The following is a 20,550-nucleotide window of genomic DNA, read 5'->3' on the forward strand; positions in this document are numbered from 1 at the left end:
GCCTCGGGCTCGCCATTTTCATTGGGCGCGATCTGGAGTTGTTCCGATCAATGGGCGGAAGCGGTCAGGCCGGCCGCTTCAGGAACCGGGCTCTTGGTCAGGGTCATCTTGCTGGCGCTGCGGTCGCAGGACACCGTGACGAAGCCGTCGGAAGCGTTGATGCGAACTGTCACCATATCGTCGGTGCTGACAAGCTTGACCGGTTCCTCATCCACGTCCTGCGCGGCTTCGTTGATGATCGAGAGGCATTCGCTGAAGGGCATGGAGGCAATGCGCGTGTCGGCCGCCAGAGCTGCAGATCCGGCTGCGAAGGCACCCAGGGTGCCGAGCATGGTTGCAAGCAAAGTAGAGCGCATCGATCGGTTCTCCCAACGCTCGGATATGACCACGCCCGAGAACGTTTCGCTGTGTCCTAGCACACGAGAAAGGAACGTCCCTCGCGAGGGCCCGTTCCTCGCCGTCAATGTCGCAGGGGAGGGCCGGACCATCATTGATAAATGTCACATGTCCGGCGTTAGAGATTCCTGAAGAACCTTGGCTTTTCGCTCGGCCGGAAGAAGCTCCAGAGCCTCGGACCCAAAAGTGGCTTCCACTTTTGGGTCCGAGGCTCTTTCTCTTGGCTGGCGCATCGGATGGACCGGAAAACCGGGTCCACTTTTCCGTCCGATGCGCTAGCCGCTCGACTCCTTCTGACGCCCGGAGATCCGGCGCCCGCGTTGCTCCGCCTGCTCCAGGGCCTCGGCCAGAAGACGGCGGCTCCGCCTCAGGGCGTTCTCATCCGGCATGGCGGCACTCAAGGTCGCGAGGATCTTATCGGCCTCCGTTTCGTGGCGTGGCTCAGGCATGGCAATCTCCATCAAGCTGTGCAGGAGCAACCGCCCGGCGTCTTCCCGGTTCCTGCGCGACAATCTGGACAGGGGAAGGAAACCTGTTTCTGGCGTAATATTGTCTAGCTTGGGCCGCCTTGCTCAAGGGCCTCACGGACGATGTCCCGGCCGTCGAAACGACTTCGTGTTCAGCCTCTCACATTGCGCGTTCAGACATGATTCATCGCAAGATTGTCAGGGATGGTGCCATGACCACCGGCGGACCAGACCCTTTGAAGGATGCTCTCGCTCTCCAGGCACGGGTGAAGGGCTTGCAGGCTCTGCTCGAATTGCAGCGCTGGCAGATCGAGGTGCTCAACAGCAGGCTCTATTCATCCGAGCCCGGTGGCGTCGCCGCGCGGCGTCTTTTGTCTCTCAAGCGAGACGAGGCCACCAGGGACACATTCAGGATGCCGAAAGGCGTCAACGATCCCTGATCACTTTTTTGTTCGCTTCATCACGCGAAAAGGCCCGGTGTTTCCACCGGGCCTTCTGCATTGTCGGGGATGCGACGTGATCAGTTGAACTTGTAGTTCAGGCCGGCGCGGATCACGCCGAATTCCGCATCGCGGTTCACGTTCACGCGGCCGCCGAGCACGTAGTTGTCCTTCGTGTCGAGATCGACATAGAGGCCTTCGACCTTGGCGGTGAAGTTGTTGGTGATGGCGTATTCCACGCCGCCGCCGAGGGTCCAGCCCCAGTTGACCTCGTCGCCGCTGTGATAGCCGAGCACCGGGTCGTAGCCGCGGTTGCCGCCGATGTCGCCGTAGGCGAAGCCGCCGGTGCCGTACACGAGGGCACGGTCGAAGGCGACGCCCGCGCGGGCGCGGATCGTGCCGAAGAAGCCGTCGGAGTCGCCGTCATAATAGGTGGTGCCGTAGGACGCGCCCTTGTTGCCGACGGCGGCATACTGGAGGTCGGTCTCGACGCCGGCCACGAACATGCCGAACTGATAATTGTAGCCGGCCTGGGCGCCGCCGACGAAGCCGCCGCCACGGCTGCCGCGGACCGTGCCGAAGGCCGGATCGTAGTAGCGGCTGTCGCCGACGTTCCAGCCGTAGCCGGCGTTCAGACCAGCATAGAAGCCCGTCCAGGTGAAGATCGGAAGGGCATTGTAGGCCGGAGCAGGAGAATAGCGGCTCGGCAGGTCAGCCGCGTGAGCCGTCGAAGCCGCGATGGCGAGAGCCGCAGTGGCCGCGAGAAGTCCAAGAGCAGAGTGACGCATAACTGTATTCCGTGCTTAGCAACAAAAGGTCGGATAGGCATTTATTGCCTGTCATGGGTCTAATAAGGGAATGCGAGAGATTGTTGCAATATCTTTCGAGGTATTCCGTCGGAACATGATTGATGATTTATGAATGTTTACTTTTCATCAACCATAAAGTCTGTGCCGAGCTTGAGATCGAAGGCTGACTATGCGCAGATCTCGGCGTGAAGTTTGGCCGCGAGGCCTCAAAGCAAGAGACAGAACTTGGCCTCGCCTTTTTCAAGGCGAGGCCTTTTTGTCATCGCCTCAGCATCAGACTCCGCGCAGCTTCGAAGCCGCGTGAGCCCGCCGGGCAATCACATCGACATCCGCGCTCATGGGCAAGCGGCCCGAATCGACCTCCGCAAGGTCGAACCAGCGCGCCTCAGGGGCATCGTCACCCGCGACGGGCTCGCCCGCGATCCAGAGGCATTGCACGGCGATCAGGATGTAGTGCCGCTCGATGGCGCCGGACGAATCCCGCACGAGGATGTCGAGTGTGGTGATGATGTCCCGGGCTTGTGCGTGGATTCCTGTCTCTTCCAGGAGCTCCCGGATCACGGCCTCCGCGACCGTCTCGCCAAACTCGATCTTCCCGCCGGGAAAGCCCCAGAGGCCCGCATCGGGCGGATTGGCCCGGCGCACGAGCAACGTCCGGTCTTCGTGGATGACCACGGCGATGACGGCGGGAATGGGTGAAGAGGACATGGAAAAGGCCCGGCCTGGAGAGGCCGAGCCTTAACCGAAAGGCTGGTCGCCGGATAGGTCGTTCAGCGGCCCGAGCGGTGCAGGGCCGATTGCAGCGGCTCCAGGCTCCTGGTGAACCAGAGGGCCGTCGTCTCGGCGATGTCCTTCCACTGGGCTGAGGCGGTCTCGTAAGCCTGGCGCGTCGCCTGGCTCTGAGCCTTGAAGGCCTCGGGAAGCGGGGAGGGGCTGATCGCCGAGCGCCACAGGTCCAGAGCGGCATCGCGCTGCGTGTTCATGGCTTCGATGATCTTCTCGTTCACTTCCAGAGCGCCCTTGGCCGAGGTGGCCACGGCCTCGCTCATGGCCTTGCGCAGGACGTCACCCTGGTTCCTGACGGACGAGAAGAGGGCTCCTGCCTCGGCGGGCGCAGCGATCGTCGCAGACAGCGGAGCGGGCTTCGCCTCCGCCACGGCCTCGACCGTCTCGGCGGCCGGGATGGCTGCCATCTCGACGAGGTCGGTGGCCTTCTGCGCGGTCTTTGCTGTCGTCTTGGCTCTGGGCTTCTTCACTTCCGCCATCGTGAGGTCCTTGCAAGGTTTTAAGGGGAGAAGGAGGTTACTTCTTGGAGCCCGGCTGCTTCATGGACGATTGAGCCAGGGAGCCGAATTCCTTCATCTGGGTCTGCATCGCCTCGAACTGGCTGCGGACGAACTCGGCCTGGATCTGCATGGCTTCCTGCATGTCCTTGGCGCGCACCATGCGCTGTGCGAGGTCGAAGGCGGCGGTCAGGTTCTGCTCGGTATAGGCGAAGGTCTTGCGGGCGGCATCCTTGGCGCTGGCCTGGACGGTGTTCGCCGATCCCTCGAAGGTGTCGGCCGTCTTCTGGGCAGCGGTCATGAAACCGTCGATCGCCTTGCGGGCCTGCTCGACGCTCTTCTCGGCGAAATCGCGCATTTCCGGGGGAACTTCGTAACCTTGGGTCGGATTCGTGGCCATGGAATGCTCCTTGTCGTTGGATATTTGTGCAGTGCAATATCACATTGTGCGATGCAAAATCAACTCCCTGATGATTCGTCTTATTAAGGTTACCTGAAAGTAAACGGATTCAAGTGTCCTGCCTTGCATGCTTGGCCGTCGATATTAGTCTAGAAGCTCTACTTGAGTGACTCTCAGTTCTTTCACCGCAAGGACCGTTGATGACGGGTGGTCCCGACCCCTTCGAAGCGCTGATCGCGCAGCTCGCCGCCGACCCGGACTTGAGCCTCCTGGCCGGGCCGGGAGCGGGCGTGCTCGTCTGGGATCAGGCAGGGGAGAGGCTGCTCTGGGCGTCGCCCGGCGCTTCAGGGTTGAAGGACGCGATCAGCGACGAGAGCGGTCGGATGCGCCCTGGCCTGCGGGCGCGCGATCGGATCAAGGCGCTGGCGGGAGGGCTAGCCCCCCGGCACGGCGCCCTGAAGGAGCGCCTGCGGGTCGACCCGTCCCGCCCCTGGCGGCCGGTCGCAACCCTCTGCCGGCTGGCGTCGCTGGAGACCGGCGAGACTGTTCTCGTCACGGCCTTCGTCGGACCCGTGCCGAGAGGGGCATCGGTCCCCCGTACGGCCCGGCCATCGGAGCCGCCGAGCATCGAACTATCAGCGCCAATGGAAGCCGATACCACTCCTCTGCCAGAGAGGCGCCCGGGTCCGGTTCGGTTTATCTGGCACACGGATGCGGCAACTCGTTTCACTGATGTTTCACACGCTCTCCCCCTGACCGTCGGAGCCATGGCCGGCAACATCGTCGGCCTGACCTGGGAGGAAGTGTCTCGGAGCGTCGTGGAGGACCCGGACGGGATGGTCGCGGCGCTCTTTGCCCGCCGCGAGACCTGGAGCGGTCGCACAATCCTCTGGAGTATCGATAATTCGCCCTTGCAGGTCCCGGTCGATTGGGCCGGCATGCCGGTCTTCGGCCCGGGTCGGGAACTCGTCGGTTTCCGAGGCTTCGGCCTCGTGCGCATGGATGCCGCCCAGGAACGGCAAATCCCGGATGCGGCCGCCGACCTGATCGCGCAGAGCCTTGCCAACGACGAGACCCTGCCGTTCCGTCCGCCCGAGGAAATGCCTGGACAGGAGCCGTCCGTCGAAGCCGCGACATCCGACGAGGAAACTTGGTTCTCCAACCTGCGCGACCAGGTGGCCGCAGCGCTGTCCGGCCCCAAGCCGCAGGAGCCGGAGACCGTCGAACGCCCCCGCCCTTCCGAGAAGCAACCCCCGGCATCGGGCCTCTCCAGCACGGAGCGGAATGCGTTCCGGGAAATCGCACGCGCCCTCGGAGCCCGCCTGGAGGAGGAGACGCCTCCACCTGAGGAAACAGAGGCCGGAGAAGGACTTGAGGCGCCGTCGCCAAGCGTGCCAGGAGATCACAACGGCATCCTCGACCGGCTGCCGATCGGGATCCTGCTGCATCGCGGCGAGGCGATCCTGTTCGCTAACCGTTTCTTTCTGGACCTGACCGGCTACGAGGACGTCGACCAGATCCGGACCGCGGGGGGGCTGGTTCATCTGTTCCGAGGTTCTCCAGCGCTCGGTGGAGCAGGACACGAGGATTGTGCCCTCGCAGTGACCACGCGGTCCGATGAGAACATTGCCGTCACCGTGCGATCCTCCTTGGCCGAATGGGACGGCGAGCCGGCCGACCTGATGGTCGTTCGAAGGGCATCGACCCCGGAAACGACGCTGCCGCCGGACGGTCGCATTCAGGAGCTGGAGGCGATCCTCGACACGGCCACCGACGGGGTGATCGTGCTCAACGAGACGGGGCGGATTCTTTCGCTCAACCGCTCGGCCGAGGCGCTGTTCGGCTATGACGAGCAGGCTGTGGCGGGCGATGCCATCACGGTGCTCCTGGCGCCGGAGAGCCACATGGTGGCCCTCGATTACCTCGAGAGCCTGCGTTCGCCTGGCATGAGGAGCCTGCTCAACGACGGGCGCGAGGTCGTCGGCCGGGAACGCCAGGGCGGGTCGATCCCGCTGTTCATGACCATGGGGCGCTTAGGCGACGGGCCGGATCGGCGCTTCTGCGCGGTTCTTCGCGACATCACGGCATTCAAGCGGACCGAGGGCGAACTGATCGGCGCCAAGCACGCGGCCGAGGAGGCGAGCGCCCAGAAATCCGATCTCCTGGCCACGATCAGCCATGAGATCCGGACGCCCCTGAACGCCATTCTGGGCTTCGCCGAGGTCATGCTCGAGGAGCGGTTCGGCGCCATCGGCAATGACCGCTACAAGGAATATCTCAAGGACATTCACGCGTCCGGCTCCCATGTGATCAGCCTCGTGAACGATCTGCTGGATCTCGCCAAGATCGAGGCCGGCCGGCTGGAGCTGACCTTTACGGGAGTGAGCCTGAACGAGCTGGTTTCGTCCTGCGTGACCCTTCTCCAGCCACAGGCCGCACGCGATCGCATCGTCATGCGCATGAGCTTCGCCCCCAAGCTGCCGCCCGTGGTGGCGGACGAGCGCTCCATGCGCCAGATTGTGCTCAACCTCGTCTCCAACGCGATCAAATTCACGGATGCGGGCGGGCAGGTCATCGTCTCCACGGCCATGACCGACCGGGGCGAAGTGGCCTTCCGGGTGCGCGATACCGGCATCGGCATGACCCCGGAGGAGGTCGAGGCCGCCCTTGAGCCGTTCCGCCAACTCGCCACGTCGCGCAAGCGCGGCGGCACGGGGCTCGGCCTGCCACTCACCAAGGCGCTGGTCGAGGCGAACCGCGGGGCGCTCCAGATCGCGAGCCGGCCGAGCGAGGGTACCCTCGTCGAGGTGATCTTCCCGCCGACGCGGGTAATGGCCGAATAGTGTCACTCTTCACTCTGCGCCGCGCCACTCCATCCGATATGCCGGACGTCGCGGCCTTGAACCGCCATGTCCGCAGAACCTGCCTGCCTTACCTGCCGGACCTCCATACGCCCGAGGAGGATCTGGCCTTTTTCCGCGAGCATGTGTTCCCCACGTCGGAGGTCTGGCTCGCGCATGCCGAGGAGCGGCTGATCGGTTTTGCCGGGGCAAGGCTCGATTGGCTCGACCATCTGTATGTCGATCCGGCTTGGCACGGCTGCGGCGTCGGGCAGGCTCTCCTTGCGGCTGTCAAAGAGGATCGACCGGAACTCAATCTCTGGACCTTCCAGGACAACGCTCAGGCCCGCCGCTTCTATGAGCGGCACGGCTTTTGTCTGATCGCCACAACCGACGGATCAGCCAACGAAGAGCGAATGCCCGATGCCCATTACCGCTGGACGCGGGATCAGCCACTTTAACGGCCACCATGAGCCCATCGGGCGGCCAACCGCGATCCGGGCTGAGATAGATCAATGGGAGCGGTACCTATTGCGGTTATGAGAGGCCGCAATACGTTGTGACGGATATGCCCCGGGACGAAGGATCGTCATGTCTACCTATCGCCTCGACAAGCTCTTCAATCCGCGCTCCATCGCGGTGATCGGTGTAAGCCCTCGCCCGGGGTCTCTCGGCCTGACCTTCCTGCGCAACCTCATCGCGGGCGGCTTCGAGGGGGAGCTCTTCGCCGTCAATCCGCATCATGTGGAGATCGAGGGGAGGCCCTGCTTCGCCTCCTTGTCGGCCCTTCCCGAAGTGCCCGACCTCATTGTCGTCGCCGTCCCGCCCGAGCGGGTGCTCGGTGTGATCGAGGAAGCCGGGGAGGGCGGCGTGAGCGCCGCCATCGTGGCGACGGCGGGCATGGGCTATGGCGAGGGGTCCCTGGGCGATCAGGTCCGGCTTGCGGCCCGCGCCCACGGCCTGCGCATCGTGGGGCCCAACTGCATCGGCGTTTTGGCCCCCCGCGCCCGGATGAATGCGAGCTTTGCGGCCCACAGCGCCAAGCCCGGCGACCTAGCCCTCGTGTCCCAGTCGGGAGCCGTGGCGGCGGGCCTCGTGGAATGGGCGGCGCAGCGGCAGGTGGGGTTTTCGGCCATCGTCTCCCTGGGCGACAAGGTCGACGTGGATTTCAGCGATTGCCTGGATTTCTTCTCCGCCGACAGCGGCACCCGGGCGATCCTGCTCTACATCGAGTCTGTCGGCAACGCACAGAAATTCATGTCCGCCGCTAGGGCGGCCGCACGCGTCAAGCCGGTCGTGGTGATCAAGGCCGGGCGCCATGCGCAAGGGGCGAAGGCGGCCGCGACCCATACGGGGGCCCTGGCCGGATCCGATGCGGTCTACGATGCCGCTTTCCGCCGTGCGGGCTTGCTGCGCGTGCTCGATCTCGACCAGCTTTTCGCGGCGGCGGAGACGCTCGGGCGGCAGAAGCCGTTTCCTGGCAACCGACTGGCACTCCTTACCAATGGAGGTGGTATCGGGGTTCTCGCGGTCGACCGGCTGATCGATCTGGGCGGCACGCTCGCCACATTGTCGGACAAGACACGGGAGACCCTCAACGCCATCCTGCCGCCGACCTGGTCCCGGGGCAACCCGATCGACATCGTCGGGGATGCGGAGCCCAGCCGCTATGTGGGCGCCCTCGAAGCGTTGCTCGCCGATCCTAACAACGATGCCGTTCTCATCCTCAACGTGCCGACCGCCGTTGCGGGAGCATCCGACGTGGCCTCCGCCGTGGCGGACGTGGTCAAGCGCGACCGGGCCCGGGGATACCGGCAGAAGCCGGTCTTCGCCGCCTGGATCGGCGAGGACCCGGACTCGGCCCGGGTGTTCGAAGAGGCACGGATTCCGAACTTCACCACCGAGGCCGATGCGATCCGCGGCTTCATGCAGCTCGTTCGCTACCGCGAGGCGCAGGACCAGCTCATGGAGACGCCGGACAACCTGCCCCACGACTTCGAGCCAGATCCGGAGGCGGCCCGGGCGGTCATCGAGCATGTGCTGGCGCAGAACCGCCGCTGGCTCGATCCGCTGGAGGTCGACGCGCTCCTACGGGCCTATGACATCCCGACCGCCCCGGTGACCCTCGCGACAACGCCCGACGAGGCGGCCGAGGCGGCCCGACCCGTCCTGGGGGAGGGTGGCACCGTGGCCGTGAAGGTCCTGTCGCCCGACATCGTCCACAAATCCGACATCGGCGGCGTGAAGCTCGACCTGACCACCGAGGAGGCGGTACGCAAGGCGGCTGCCGAGATCTTCGAGCGGGCCGCCCGCCTGAAGCCGCAGGCGCACGTGACCGGCGTCACCGTTCAGCCGATGGTGCGACGGGCGAAGGCCCGCGAGCTGATCGTCGGCCTAGCGGACGACCCGTCCTTCGGCCCCGTCGTGCTGTTCGGGCGCGGCGGCACGGCCGTCGAGGTCATCAACGACAAGGCGCTGGCCCTGCCGCCGCTCGACCTGAAGCTCGCCAACGACCTGATCGCCCGCACCCGCGTGTCCCGGCGACTGAAGGCCTATCGGGATGTTCCGGCGGCCGACGAGGGGGCGATAGCCCTCACCCTCGTGAAGCTCGCCCAGATGGCAGCCGACATTCCCGAAATTCGCGAACTCGACATCAACCCGCTGCTCGCCGACCATACGGGGGTGATCGCGGTCGATGCCCGGGTGGCGGTCGCGCCCGAGACCCGCAAGGGCAGCGGCCATCCGCGCTTCGCCGTGCGGCCCTACCCGAAGGAATGGGAGCGCACGATCACGTTGCGAAATGGGCGGAGCGCCTTCGTCAGGCCCGTGCGGCCGGAGGACGAGGCGGAGTTCCGCCGCTTCTTCGAGCAGATCACGCCCGAGGACCTGCGCCTTCGCTTCTTCGCCCCGGTCCGCGATTTCAGCCACACCTTCCTCGCCCGCCTGACGCAGCTCGACTACGCCCGCGCCATCGCGTTCGTGGCTTTCGACGAGAGCACCGGCGAGATGATGGGCGCGGTCCGTCTCCATGCGGACGCCAATCACGAGACCGGGGAATACGGCATCCTGCTCCGCTCCGACCTCAAGGGCTTGGGCTTGGGCTGGGAGCTGATGCGGCTGATGATCGAATGGGCGAAGGCCGAGGGCCTGCGCGAGATCGAGGGGCAGGTGCTGCGCGAGAACTCGACCATGCTCGACATGTGCCGCAGTCTCGGCTTCACGATCCGGATCGATCCCGACGACCCGGAACTGCGCCTCGTCACCCTGCCGATCGCTTCCATCGATGCGCCGGGCAAGCTCGCGCAACCCACATGAAAAAGCCCGCCGTGGGGGCGGGCCGATCACGCTCTCATAACCTCAACTTGAGGGTAATGGCTCACAAAGCTCTCACCTCATCCTGAGGAGGTGCGAAGCACCGTCTCGAAGGATCGTCCAGTTAGCACTGGAGGCGCCCTCGTCCTTCGAGAAGGTCACTGACGTGACCTCCTCAGGAGGAGGGCTCAGGTCAACGCCGGCTGTCTCGCCACGATTTTCGATGATGTCTGCTCTGTCGAGCAAACAGTGTCACTCGTCGTCCTTGACCCCGCCGATATGCTTCTGGGCGTAGAGCTCGATGCCGACCTGCTCGACGAGGTTGAGCTGGGTTTCGAGGAAGTCGATATGGCCTTCCTCGTCCGTCATCAGCTCCTCGAACAGGTTCTTCGACACGCGGTCGCCGATGCTGTCGCAATAGGCCGCGGCTTCGCCGTAAAGGTTGCGCGCGTCGTATTCCGCCGCGAGGTCGGATTCGAGGATTTCCTGGATGTTCTGGCCGATGCGCAGGGGATCGAGCACCTGCAGGTTGGCGAAACCCTCGAGGAAGATGATCCGCTCGATGAAGCGGTCCGCATGGTGCATCTCTTCGATGGATTCCTTGCGCCAGGCTTTCGCAAGTTCCTTGTATCCCCAATCGTCCAGGAGCCGGTAATGCAGCCAGTACTGGTTGACCGCCGTCAGCTCGCTGCGCAGGCCGCGATTGAGATACTCGATTACCTTGGGATCACCCTTCATCCTACCCTCTCGTCCATTGGCGCATCGTGCGGAAAAGTGGATCCGGTTTTCCGCACGAACGATGCGCCCATCCAGAAAAAGCATCAGATGGATCCCAAAAGTGGGGTCCACTTTTGGGTCCGATGCTCAAGGCGCCGGATGCGCCAAGCACTTCCTTAGAGGATTTAGCAACTAGGGTGAAAGTCCTTTTGTTCAAAGGGTGGGCTCGGCCGCAGCCTTTTCGAGCGTAGTCGGGCAGCAGCCGCGATTGCAGGCCGCGATGGGCTCCACGCCCGCATCGATCAGGGCCTGGTCCATGATGGCGCGGATCGTCCTGGCGCAGCGTCCGCAATTGGGGCTGCAGCCGAGACAGCGATAAACCTGCGCGGGAGTGCGGGGACAGTCCGGTCCCGGCTTGAGGCAGGCTTTGACATCGCCGTCGGAGAGGATGTTGCAGGAACAGACGATCATTTGTTGTTCTAGTTTAGAATGACTAAAAACTACATGCGATATCAAAGACTTAACTGAAATTTCAGCACACCGCCAGCGCGATCGCCTGTGCCCGGATGTCACGGTTAAGGCGTAACACTTAAGCCAAGCGCTTGAACAAGCCGGGATAGTCGAGCACGAAACCGTCCTCGTCGACAGGCAGGTCGGCAGTGAACCCGCTCTCCAGGCTCTCGAAGCGGTAGAGCGTGCCTGCATCGAGCGCGGTGTAGCGCTGGTTGGCCGCCGTGACGATGAGGTCGGGGACGGCGATGTAGCACAGGCGGATATCCGAGCTCTCGCCGGTCTCCAGGTCGAGGCGCCGGACAGGGAGGGTGTTGGTGAGCGGCGTCGCCTGGATGTCGATGTCGATGCAGCCTTGGAGGTCCGGTCGCACCTTGCCGTTCTCCTGCCAATGCCCTTGGCCGTCGCTTTCCAGATGCAGCACATGCCCGGCGGTGGTGCGCAGGATCACGTCCTTGGTGCGCCACAGGGCATCGAGTCTGAGGCGGTAGGAGAGGCCGAACTCGGTCTCGTCTGCTTTGGCGATCACGACGCCCGAGACGGTAAGCCCGCCATCGGCCGGCCGCACGTCCACATGCTCCATGCCCGCCCCGCAGCCGTCCCAGGCCGACCAGCGGATGGTGCGGAAGATCAGTGTCGGGATGGACATGCCAAGCCTCCATGCGTCGAGACGTTCATGCCGGACGATTATGGCTGAGCTGAGGGACTTGTCGAATCGGATGCGCGGCGGAAACGGTCCGTTATCACCTCCCGGACTTGATCCGGGGAGGTGATGACGTGAGAGAAACCGCTTATGGCTTCAATTAGATGCCAAGGAACCCGCTCAATCCCGCACCACCACCACATGCAGCCGCCGCGGACCATGGGCGCCGAGCAGGAGGGTCTGCTCGATATCGCCGGAGCGGGACGGTCCGGTGATGAAATTCACCGTGCGCGGCATGGAGCCCTTGCCGTAGGCGAAGCGCACCCGGTTCCAGACGGCCTCGTAATCGCCCGCGATGTCCTTGGCCGAGACCACGATGATGTGGTTGTCGGGCAGGAAGTTGAGGGTCGAGGGGTTTTCGTGTCCCGACACCATGGCGAGCGTGCCGGATTCGGCGATGCCCCCGAAGGCGTGGCTCACCGCGTTGAGGTCCCGGCCCTCACTTGGCCCATGGGCGATATCGAGGGCAGTGTCCGACCAAGGCATGGCCTGGAGGCGCGGATCGTCCCCCATGCGGAGGGTGGCGGGCAGGTTGTGGTTGCGCAGGAACAGCGCGATGGATTGCGGCACCTCCGCCGGAGAGGCGACCTCCGTCACCGTGGCGAGCGAGGTCTCGACCATGGTTTTGAAGAGAGCGATCCGCTCCTCGCCGGAAACCTGTCCGCGCTGGGGAATCACACCCTTGGGCGAGCGCTCCAGGCGGTCCGCCACGATCTGATGGCGGATCTTCTCGGTGCCGTTCACGCCGAGAGAGCGGCGGATATTCGCGAAGATATCGTCACGGGCGCTCATGCGGCGGCTCCCTTGCGCTCGCGCTTCCAGCGCTGTTGGAACGTCTCGCCCTGCGGGGCGGGGAAGTCGCGATACTTGGTCCATCCCTTGGCCATGGGCAGCCAGGAGAAGCGTCCACGCTGGCGGCCGGCGAGGGAAAGCGCCCCCATGGCGATGCGGGTCACGAACCGGTAGAGGATCGGGCGCCTGGCGAAGAAGCCCCAGAATTGCAGGCCGGATCGGACGGTGGCCGGCGTCAGGTGCCGCTCGAATTCCCGTTCGCGCCAGTGGCGCATGAGCTTCGGCAAGGGGATCCTCACCGGGCACACGCTCTCGCAGCGGCCGCAGAAGGTGGAGGCGTTGGGCAGATGGCCCGCCTTGTCGACGCCGATGAGGGACGGGGTGAGTACGGCGCCCATGGGGCCAGGATAGACCCAGCCATAGGCGTGTCCGCCGACCGCGTGATAGACCGGGCAATGGTTCATGCAGGCGCCGCAGCGGATGCAGCGCAGCATCTCCTCGAAGCTCGTGCCGAGCATGGACGAGCGGCCGTTGTCGATGAGAACCACGTGGTAGTTCTCCGGCCCGTCCGCATCGGTGCCCCGGCGGGGGCCGGTGGAGAATGTGGTGTAGACCGACATCTCCTGGCCGGTGGCCGAGCGGGCGAGCACGCGCAGGAGTTGGCTCACGTCCTCGAGGGTCGGAACGAGCTTTTCCAGGGACGCGAGCACGATATGAGTCTTGGGCAAGATCTGCGTGAGATCGCCGTTACCCTCGTTCGTCACGATGATCGACGTGCCCGTTTCGGCCACCAGGAAATTGGCCCCGGTGATGCCCACGTCGGCTGCGAGGAAGCGCTCGCGCAGGACGGCGCGCGCCTCGGTGAGAAGCTGCACGGGCTCCGAGAGATCGCGCTTGGCGTCGAGATGGGTGTGGACGCGCCGGAAATCCTCCTCCACCTGCGTGGCGTTGAGGTGGACGGCGGGTGCGATGATGTGGCTCGGCAGCTCGTTGCGGAGCTGGATGATGTACTCGCCGAGATCCGTCTCGACGGGCCGGATGCCGTTCGCCTCCAGGTGATGGTTGATCCCGATCTCCTCCGAGATCATGGACTTGCCCTTCGTCACCGTCCTGGCGCCGGCCTCGCGGCAGATGGTCAGGATGATGTCGCGGGCCTCATCGGCATTGCGGGCGAAATGCACGTGCCCGCCGGAGGCCTTCACTTTCTCCTCGTAGGCTTCGAGGTAGAGGTCGAGATGCTCCAGGGTGTGGTTCTTGATGTCCCGCGCCGCGTCCCGCAGCGCCTCGAATTCCGGCAGCTTGTCGGCGGCGGCCTGGCGCTTGTCGATGAAGCCCTGCTTCACGTTGCCGAGCGCCTTCTGCAACTGGTCGTCGCTCAGCGCCCGCGCGGCATTCTGCTTGAACTGGGGAGAAGTGGAATGAACGGTCATCGCGCCTCATCCTTAACGCGGATCCATGCGGCGTAGGCCGGATTCCGGTCTTTCATATCGTCGAAGAGCCAGACCATGCGGTCGCAAAACCACATCTTGGCGAACCAGGCGGCGAGGCCGCCCGCAACGGTCATCAGGAGATCGGTCATGACGGCGCCCGCGAGGGCCGCGACGAAGCCGATGCCGGATGCCGTCATGAGAAGATTGGCGACTTTCACGTGATGGCCGGGGACGGGGGCCGTCGCCCTGTTCATGAAAATCCGTTCGCCGAATGTCACCTTCGCGCTCCAGGTGTCCGTTCGTGAAGGGGCCGGAAAGAGCCGGGGATTGATCCAGAGCCACAGGAGAATCAGCCCAGTCGCCAGGACGGCCCAGAGACCGATCCAGGCGTGGCTCCAGATGGCGAGAAGAAGGAATGGGAGCGAGGCCACCCGCGACCAGACGCTCCAGGGGTTCGCATGGCGCTCCCAGGTGTGCTCGTCCATCCGGAACAGGCGAGCCGCGAAACGGGCCGGGTTGCTCATGCGGAACGAGGCTCCCTCGGCAGCCCGATCGGCGGCTCGTCGGTCATGCCGGCCAGAACCTCCGCCACATGGCGCACCTGGATCGGCTTGCCGTCACGACTGAGCTTGCCGGCCATGTTCATGAGGCAGCCGAGATCGCCCGCGAGCAGGGTCGGGGCATGGGCCTCCTCGACGTTCCTGGCCTTCGCGTCGACGATGGCGCCCGAGATGTCGCTGTACTTGACCGCGAAGGTGCCGCCGAAGCCGCAGCAGACATCGCTGTCCTTCATCTCGACGAGGGTCAGGCCCTCGACGCTGGCGAGAAGCCGGCGCGGCTGGGTCTTGACGCCCAGTTCCCGGAGGCCGGAGCAGGAATCGTGATAGGTCACAGTCCCGTCGAAGGACGCGTTGACCCTGGTGACACCGAGCACGTCGACCAGGAAGCTCGTCAGCTCATAGGTCTTGGCGGCGAGCGCATCCGCCTTGGCGCGCCAGTTCGGATCCTCCTCGAAGAGTTCCGGGTAATGGGCCTTGATCATTCCGGAACAGGCGCCCGAAGGGGCGACCACGTAATCGTATCCGTGGAAGGCGTCGATCACCTGCATGGCGAGGTCCCGGGTCGTCCCCCGGTCGCCCGAATTGTAGGCGGGCTGGCCGCAGCAGGTCTGGACGGGCACGTCGACGAGGCAGCCGGCATCCTCCAGGAGCTTGACGGCGGCGAAGCCCACCGAGGGGCGCATCAGGTCGACCAGGCAGGTGACGAAGAGGCCGACCCGCGGTTTCACAGGCCGGCCCTGGGAAGGCAGAACGCTCATGGGGCGACCTTCTTGCCCGAAGCGTCGAACTGCTTGAGATAGGCGACGAGGTCGTTGACCTTCTGCTCGTCCTTGACGCCGGCGAAGATCATCTTGGTGCCGGGGATCTTGCCCCTCGGATCCTTGATGTATTCGCGGAACGTGGCCTCGTCCCAGGTGATGCCGGAATTCTTGTTGGCCGGAGAGTAGTTATAGCCTTCGACCGATCCGGAGTGGCGGCCGATGAGGCCGTTCAGCTCCGGACCCACGGCGTTCTTCGCATTTTCCCCGATCTGGTGGCAGGCCCGGCATTGCGTGAACACCTTCTCGCCGGCGGCCGCGTCCTGGGCCTGGGCGGAACCGAACCCGGCGAGCAGCAGGGCGGCGGAAAGTACGAAGGAACGCATCAAAAACTCCTTTGCTGGACCCCTGGCCCATCCTAGAGACATTCTACATTATTGGAAAATGCCACCAGAGAAAGCCGCCTTATCGATAAGGTAGCTATACCCTGGACGCAGCATTGGCCCTTGAGGGAGGGTGTCATGACCATTGCATTCCCGAAACCGGACGAGACGGTTCTGGCGCGTCGGAAGGAGATCGTCGAGGGTTTGGGACGCCTTGTCGCGTCCGAGGCCCTGATCGTCTCCGAGGACGAGCGACGGGCCTTCGAGACCGACGGCCTGACCTCCTACCGCCAGATGCCGCTCGCCGTCGTGCTGCCCTCCACGACCGAGGAGGTCGCGGCCATCATGCGGTTTTGCCACGAGCACGGGGTGAAGGTGGTGCCGCGCGGGGCGGGCACCTCCCTCTGCGGTGGAGCCATCCCCCAGGAGGACGCCATCGTGCTCGGCGTCGCCAAGATGAACCGGGTGCTGGACGTCAACTTCGAGGGGCGCACGGCGCGGGTTCAATCGGGCATCACCAATCTCGGCATCAGCCAGGCGGTGGCGCATGAGGGCTTTTTCTACGCCCCCGATCCGTCGAGCCAGCTCGCCTGCACCATCGCGGGCAACATCGCGATGAATTCGGGCGGGGCCCACTGCCTGAAATACGGCGTCACGACGAACAACCTGCTCGGCGTCACCCTGGTGCTCCTCGACGGCACGGTGGTGGAGATCGGGGGCGAGCACCTGGATTCCCCGGGCTATGATCTCCTCGGCCTCATTTGCGGATCGGAAGGCCAGCTCGGCGTGGTGACGGAAGCGGTGGTGCGGATCCTGCGCGCAGCGGAAGGGGCGCGGCCGGCCCTCTTCGGCTTCTCGACCGTCGAGGATGCGGGCGCCTGCACGGCGGCGATCATCGGGGCGGGCATCATTCCGGTGGCGCTCGAATACATGGACAAGCCCGCCATCCAGATCTGCGAGGCCTTTGCGCACGCGGGTTATCCGCTCGATGTCGAGGCCATGCTGATCGTCGAGGTGGAGGGGTCCGACGCGGAAATCGACGACATGCTCCGTCGCATCGTGGCCATCGCCGAGCCGTTCAGGCCAAAGACCATGAAGGTCTCGCAATCGGAGGCCGAGAGCGCGGCGATCTGGAAGGGCCGCAAGTCGGCCTTCGGCGCCACGGGACGCATCGCCGACTACATCTGCATGGACGGCACGATCCCGACCGGGCAACTGCCCTACGTGCTCAACCGCATCGACGAGATCGTGAAATCCTACGGGCTCGGCGTCGCCAACGTGTTCCATGCGGGCGACGGCAACCTGCACCCGCTCGTCATGTTCAACACCAACGTGCCGGGCGAAATGGAGAAGGCCGAGAAGGCCGGCGAGGACATCCTCAAGCTCTGCGTCGAGGTCGGCGGCTGCCTGACCGGCGAGCACGGCGTCGGCATCGAGAAGCGGGACCTCATGACCTATCAGTTCAACGCCACGGACCTGGAGCAGCAGATGCGCGTGCGCGGCGTGTTCGACCCGCGCTGGCTGCTCAATCCCGCCAAGGTGTTCCCGCTTGAAGGAAGGCTTGCCGCGTGACGACTCACACCCCCCGCGACGAGCAGGACGCATCCATCATCATCCGGGAGGCTGCCGACAAGGGCACGCTTCTCAACGTGTCCGGCAACGGCACGAAGGCCCCGATGGGGCGGCCTAACCAGACCGACGCCTCGATCTCGTCGTCGGCCCTGACCGGCATCACGCTTTACGAGCCGTCGGAGCTGGTGATCTCGGCCCGCAGCGGCACGCCGGTGCTCGAAGTCATGCGGATTCTGGCCGCGAAAGGCCAGGAATTGCCTTTCGAGCCCATGGATTACCGCGCGCTCCTCGGAACCAAGGGCGAGCCGACCATCGGGGCCGTGGCGGCCCTGAACCTGTCCGGCCCGCGCCGGATCATGGCGGGCGCCGCCCGCGACAGCCTGATCGGCGTACGCTTCGTCAACGGGCGCGGCGAGGTGGTGAAATCCGGCGGCCGCGTGATGAAGAACGTGACCGGGCTCGACCTCGTGAAGCTCATGGCGGGCTCCTGGGGTACGCTTGGCTTCCTCACCGAGGTCACGTTCAAGGTGCTGCCCAAGCAGGAGCGCATGGCGACGCTCGCCATCCGCGGGCTCGACGACAGGCAGGCCATCGAGGCCTTGTCCATGGCCCTCGGATCGCCCTTCGACGTGACCGGCGCCGCGCATGTTCCCGACCGCGACCGCCGGGGCGGCACCACGCTGATCCGTCTCGAAGGGTTCAGGGTCTCGGTCGATTACCGGATGAATGAGCTCAAGCGCCTGCTGAAGCGCTTCCGGTTCATGGACCTGCTCGAAGGCGTCGGGGCCGAGGCGCTCTGGCAATCGGTGCGCGACGTGGCGCTGCTGACCGATCAGGGCGAGCGGGCGGTCTGGCGCGTCTCCACAGCGCCCATGAAAGGCCCCGACCTCGTCGCCCAGGTGGCGCAGTCCCTCGATGCGCAATGGTTCTACGATTGGGGCGGCGGGCTCATCTGGATCTCGACCCCGACGAAGGGCGACGCGGGCGCCTCCGTCCTGCGCGAGGCGACCCGGGCCTTCGGCGGCCATGCCACCCTGGTGCGCGCGCCCGCCGAGATCCGCTCCAGCCTCGACGTGTTCGAGCCTCAACCCGACGCCCTGATGACCCTCACGCGCGGCATCAAGGCCTCCTTCGATCCCGCCGGAATCCTCAATCCGGGCCGGATGTATGCGGGGATCTGACATGGCGGGCACGGCTTCTCTCGCGCCGGAGGCGCAGACACCAGGCAGGTCGCGAAAGGCGCTCGTCGCCGGGATCGCGCTCGGGCTCGTCGCGCTCACCGCCGCAATCCTTCTGGCCATGGGCCGCACGCCGATCTGCACCTGCGGAACCATCGAGCTGTGGCATGGGGTGGTGAAGGATTCCGGCAATTCCCAGCACCTGACCGACTGGTACACGCCCTCCCATATCATTCACGGGTTTCTGTTCTATGGCGGCCTCTGGGCCTTCGGCCGACTGATCGGAAAGCCGCTGCCGCTCGGCCTCGCCTTCCTCATCGCGATCGGGATCGAATGCGCCTGGGAAATCGCCGAGAATACCAACACGGTCATCGACCGCTATCGTGCGACGAACATCGCGCTCGATTATTATGGCGACAGCGTCATCAACTCGGTGTCGGACATCGTCGCCATGATGATCGGGTTCGCGCTGGCCCGGATCTGGCCGGTCTGGCTGACGGTCCTGGTGGCGGCGGTCATGGAGGCTTTCGTGGGTTTCCGGATCCGCGACAATCTCATTCTGAACATCATCATGCTGATCCATCCCATTGAGGCCATCAATCAGTGGCAAGGGGCGATGTGAGATAAAACGATGCAAACCAACTTCACGCCCGACCAGCTCAGGGATCCCACCATGGCCAGTTCGGAGAAGATCCTCCGGACCTGCGTCCATTGCGGCTTCTGCACCGCCACCTGCCCGACCTATCTGCTGCTCGGCGACGAGCTCGATTCCCCGCGCGGGCGCATCTACCTGATGAAAGACATGCTGGAGAGCGGAAAGCCCGCCTCTCCGGAAGTGGTCAAGCACATCGACCGCTGCCTCTCGTGCCTGTCCTGCATGACCACCTGTCCGTCCGGCGTGCACTACATGCACCTGGTCGATCATGCCCGCGCCTATATCGAAGCAACCTATACGCGGCCCTGGCACGACCGGCTGCTGCGCTGGGTTCTCGCCAGCGTGCTGCCCTATCCGGGCCGCTTCCGCCTCGCCCTGGGCGCAGCAATGCTGGTCAAGCCCTTCAAGGCCCTGATCGGCGGGCTGCCGTTCCTTGGTAACCGTCTGGAGGCGATGATCGACCTCGCGCCGGCGAAGGTGCCGACACGCTCGCCCTTCGACCAGCCCGGCACCTTCAAGGCGCATGGGGAACGCCGGGGCCGGGTGGCCATCCTGTCCGGCTGCGCCCAGCCTGTGCTCAAACCGGGCTTCAACGAAGCCGCCGTTCGTCTTCTCAATCGGCATGGCGTCGACGTGGTCCAGCCTAAGGGGGAGGGGTGCTGCGGCGCGCTCGTCCACCACATGGGCCGCGGCGAGGAGGCCCACGGCTTCGCCAAGCGCAACATCGATGCCTGGATCGCCGAAATGGACGGGGAGGGGCTGGACGCCATCATCATCACGGCTTCAGGCTGCGGCACGACGATCAAGGATTACGGCTTCATGTTCCGGGAGGACCCGGATTACGCCGAGAAGGCGGCTCGTGTCTCGGGGATCGCCAAGGACATCACCGAATACGTCACGTCCCTGACGCTCATGGAGCCCGTGCGCGAGACGGATCTCGTGGTCGCCTACCATTCCGCCTGCTCCATGCAGCACGGGCAGGCGATCCGCACCGAGCCGAAGGCCCTGCTGAAACAGGCGGGCTTTACCGTGAAGGACGTGCCGGAAGGGCATATCTGCTGCGGCTCGGCCGGCACCTACAATCTGCTTCAGCCGGAAATCGCCGCCCAGCTCCGGGCTCGCAAGGTCGCCAATATCGAGCGAACCAAGCCGGATCTCATCGCCACCGGCAATATCGGCTGCATGACCCAGATCGGGAAGGGGACGGAAATCCCCATTGTCCACACGGTCGAGCTTCTTGATTGGGCGACGGGCGGTCCCATGCCGGAAATCCTGGAGGCGGCAGGGTTCGGGAAGCGGGTTTCCCCGCCGTTAACCATCGCGGCAGAGTAAGGTCGCCACATTC

22 protein-coding genes are annotated in these 20,550 nt (G+C 64.8%); 8 read left to right on the top strand and 14 right to left on the bottom strand.

Features of this window, described 5'->3' with window-relative positions:
- Positions 1-47: 47 nt before the first annotated feature.
- Positions 48-356, bottom strand: a complete 309-nt coding sequence (locus tag OC446_RS14895) for a hypothetical protein (RefSeq protein ID WP_262029813.1) — start codon at positions 354-356, stop codon at positions 48-50.
- A gap of 315 nt (positions 357-671) precedes the next feature.
- Positions 672-845, bottom strand: coding sequence for a hypothetical protein (locus OC446_RS14900; RefSeq protein WP_262029814.1), 174 nt, complete (start codon positions 843-845; stop codon positions 672-674).
- 230 nt (positions 846-1,075) lie between these two features.
- Between OC446_RS14900 and OC446_RS14905 the strand changes: the two genes are divergently transcribed.
- Positions 1,076-1,303 (top strand): hypothetical protein, encoded by a 228-nt coding sequence (locus OC446_RS14905; protein WP_262029815.1) that lies wholly within the window; start codon positions 1,076-1,078, stop codon positions 1,301-1,303.
- An 80-nt stretch (positions 1,304-1,383) separates the two neighbouring features.
- Here OC446_RS14905 and OC446_RS14910 read toward each other — a convergent pair whose 3' ends face one another.
- The 4 genes from OC446_RS14910 to OC446_RS14925 form a co-directional block, all read right to left on the bottom strand.
- Positions 1,384-2,091: an outer membrane protein gene (locus OC446_RS14910; protein ID WP_262029816.1), complete on the bottom strand. Its 708-nt coding sequence runs from the start codon at positions 2,089-2,091 to the stop codon at positions 1,384-1,386.
- A 294-nt stretch (positions 2,092-2,385) separates the two neighbouring features.
- Positions 2,386-2,820: an NUDIX hydrolase gene (locus OC446_RS14915; RefSeq protein ID WP_262029817.1), complete on the bottom strand. Its 435-nt coding sequence runs from the start codon at positions 2,818-2,820 to the stop codon at positions 2,386-2,388.
- Between the two features lie 62 nt (positions 2,821-2,882).
- Complete coding sequence (locus tag OC446_RS14920) at positions 2,883-3,377, bottom strand: phasin family protein (RefSeq protein WP_262029818.1); 495 nt, start codon at positions 3,375-3,377, stop codon at positions 2,883-2,885.
- A 37-nt stretch (positions 3,378-3,414) separates the two neighbouring features.
- Positions 3,415-3,795: a phasin gene (locus OC446_RS14925; protein WP_315986509.1), complete on the bottom strand. Its 381-nt coding sequence runs from the start codon at positions 3,793-3,795 to the stop codon at positions 3,415-3,417.
- 200 nt (positions 3,796-3,995) lie between these two features.
- Here OC446_RS14925 and OC446_RS14930 point away from each other — a divergent pair, with 200 nt between their 5' ends.
- The 3 genes from OC446_RS14930 to OC446_RS14940 all read left to right on the top strand — a co-directional run bounded on the left by OC446_RS14930 (position 3,996) and on the right by OC446_RS14940 (position 9,950).
- Positions 3,996-6,638, top strand: a complete 2,643-nt coding sequence (locus tag OC446_RS14930) for a PAS domain-containing sensor histidine kinase (RefSeq protein WP_262029819.1) — start codon at positions 3,996-3,998, stop codon at positions 6,636-6,638.
- Positions 6,638-7,096: a GNAT family N-acetyltransferase gene (locus OC446_RS14935; RefSeq protein WP_262029820.1), complete on the top strand. Its 459-nt coding sequence runs from the start codon at positions 6,638-6,640 to the stop codon at positions 7,094-7,096. The genes OC446_RS14930 and OC446_RS14935 overlap by 1 nt, the downstream gene beginning before the upstream one ends.
- A gap of 130 nt (positions 7,097-7,226) precedes the next feature.
- On the top strand, positions 7,227-9,950 hold the full coding sequence (locus OC446_RS14940; RefSeq protein WP_262029821.1) for a bifunctional acetate--CoA ligase family protein/GNAT family N-acetyltransferase: 2,724 nt from the start codon (positions 7,227-7,229) through the stop codon (positions 9,948-9,950).
- Between the two features lie 249 nt (positions 9,951-10,199).
- Here OC446_RS14940 and bfr read toward each other — a convergent pair whose 3' ends face one another.
- The 8 genes from bfr to OC446_RS14980 form a co-directional block, all read right to left on the bottom strand.
- Positions 10,200-10,685, bottom strand: a complete 486-nt coding sequence (gene bfr / locus OC446_RS14945) for a bacterioferritin (RefSeq protein ID WP_262029822.1) — start codon at positions 10,683-10,685, stop codon at positions 10,200-10,202.
- A 192-nt stretch (positions 10,686-10,877) separates the two neighbouring features.
- Positions 10,878-11,135: a bacterioferritin-associated ferredoxin gene (locus OC446_RS14950; RefSeq protein ID WP_262029823.1), complete on the bottom strand. Its 258-nt coding sequence runs from the start codon at positions 11,133-11,135 to the stop codon at positions 10,878-10,880.
- Between the two features lie 118 nt (positions 11,136-11,253).
- On the bottom strand, positions 11,254-11,823 hold the full coding sequence (locus OC446_RS14955) for a putative glycolipid-binding domain-containing protein (protein ID WP_262029824.1): 570 nt from the start codon (positions 11,821-11,823) through the stop codon (positions 11,254-11,256).
- Between the two features lie 174 nt (positions 11,824-11,997).
- Positions 11,998-12,669: a lactate utilization protein C gene (locus tag OC446_RS14960; protein ID WP_262029825.1), complete on the bottom strand. Its 672-nt coding sequence runs from the start codon at positions 12,667-12,669 to the stop codon at positions 11,998-12,000.
- Complete coding sequence (locus tag OC446_RS14965; RefSeq protein ID WP_262029826.1) at positions 12,666-14,099, bottom strand: LutB/LldF family L-lactate oxidation iron-sulfur protein; 1,434 nt, start codon at positions 14,097-14,099, stop codon at positions 12,666-12,668. Before OC446_RS14965 ends, OC446_RS14960 begins: the two co-directional genes overlap by 4 nt.
- Entirely contained in the window at positions 14,096-14,623 is a 528-nt protein-coding gene (locus OC446_RS14970; protein ID WP_262029827.1) for a DUF6653 family protein, read from the bottom strand. The genes OC446_RS14965 and OC446_RS14970 overlap by 4 nt, the downstream gene beginning before the upstream one ends.
- Positions 14,620-15,417 (bottom strand): (Fe-S)-binding protein, encoded by a 798-nt coding sequence (locus OC446_RS14975; protein WP_262029828.1) that lies wholly within the window; start codon positions 15,415-15,417, stop codon positions 14,620-14,622. The genes OC446_RS14970 and OC446_RS14975 overlap by 4 nt, the downstream gene beginning before the upstream one ends.
- The gene (locus OC446_RS14980; RefSeq protein WP_262029829.1) at positions 15,414-15,803 is read right to left on the bottom strand and encodes a c-type cytochrome; all 390 of its coding nucleotides are present in this window, start codon (positions 15,801-15,803) and stop codon (positions 15,414-15,416) included. Before OC446_RS14980 ends, OC446_RS14975 begins: the two co-directional genes overlap by 4 nt.
- A 135-nt stretch (positions 15,804-15,938) precedes the next feature.
- On the opposite strand from OC446_RS14980, the gene OC446_RS14985 reads away from it, so the two are divergent.
- Genes OC446_RS14985 through glcF form a run of 4 tightly spaced genes read left to right on the top strand, consistent with a single transcriptional unit; the run spans position 15,939 to position 20,537 of the window.
- Complete coding sequence (locus tag OC446_RS14985; RefSeq protein ID WP_262029830.1) at positions 15,939-17,372, top strand: FAD-linked oxidase C-terminal domain-containing protein; 1,434 nt, start codon at positions 15,939-15,941, stop codon at positions 17,370-17,372.
- Positions 17,369-18,553 (top strand): glycolate oxidase subunit GlcE, encoded by a 1,185-nt coding sequence (gene glcE / locus OC446_RS14990; RefSeq protein ID WP_262029831.1) that lies wholly within the window; start codon positions 17,369-17,371, stop codon positions 18,551-18,553. Before OC446_RS14985 ends, glcE begins: the two co-directional genes overlap by 4 nt.
- A gap of 1 nt (position 18,554) precedes the next feature.
- Complete coding sequence (locus tag OC446_RS14995) at positions 18,555-19,172, top strand: DUF2585 domain-containing protein (RefSeq protein ID WP_262029832.1); 618 nt, start codon at positions 18,555-18,557, stop codon at positions 19,170-19,172.
- Between the two features lie 9 nt (positions 19,173-19,181).
- A complete protein-coding gene (gene glcF, locus OC446_RS15000) occupies positions 19,182-20,537 on the top strand; it encodes a glycolate oxidase subunit GlcF (RefSeq protein ID WP_262029833.1) in 1,356 nt (451 codons plus the stop codon).
- Positions 20,538-20,550: the final 13 nt, after the last annotated feature.

The sequence above is a fragment of the Microvirga sp. Mcv34 genome (genome assembly GCF_024519725.1).
Classification (GTDB): Bacteria; Pseudomonadota; Alphaproteobacteria; order Rhizobiales; family Beijerinckiaceae; genus Microvirga.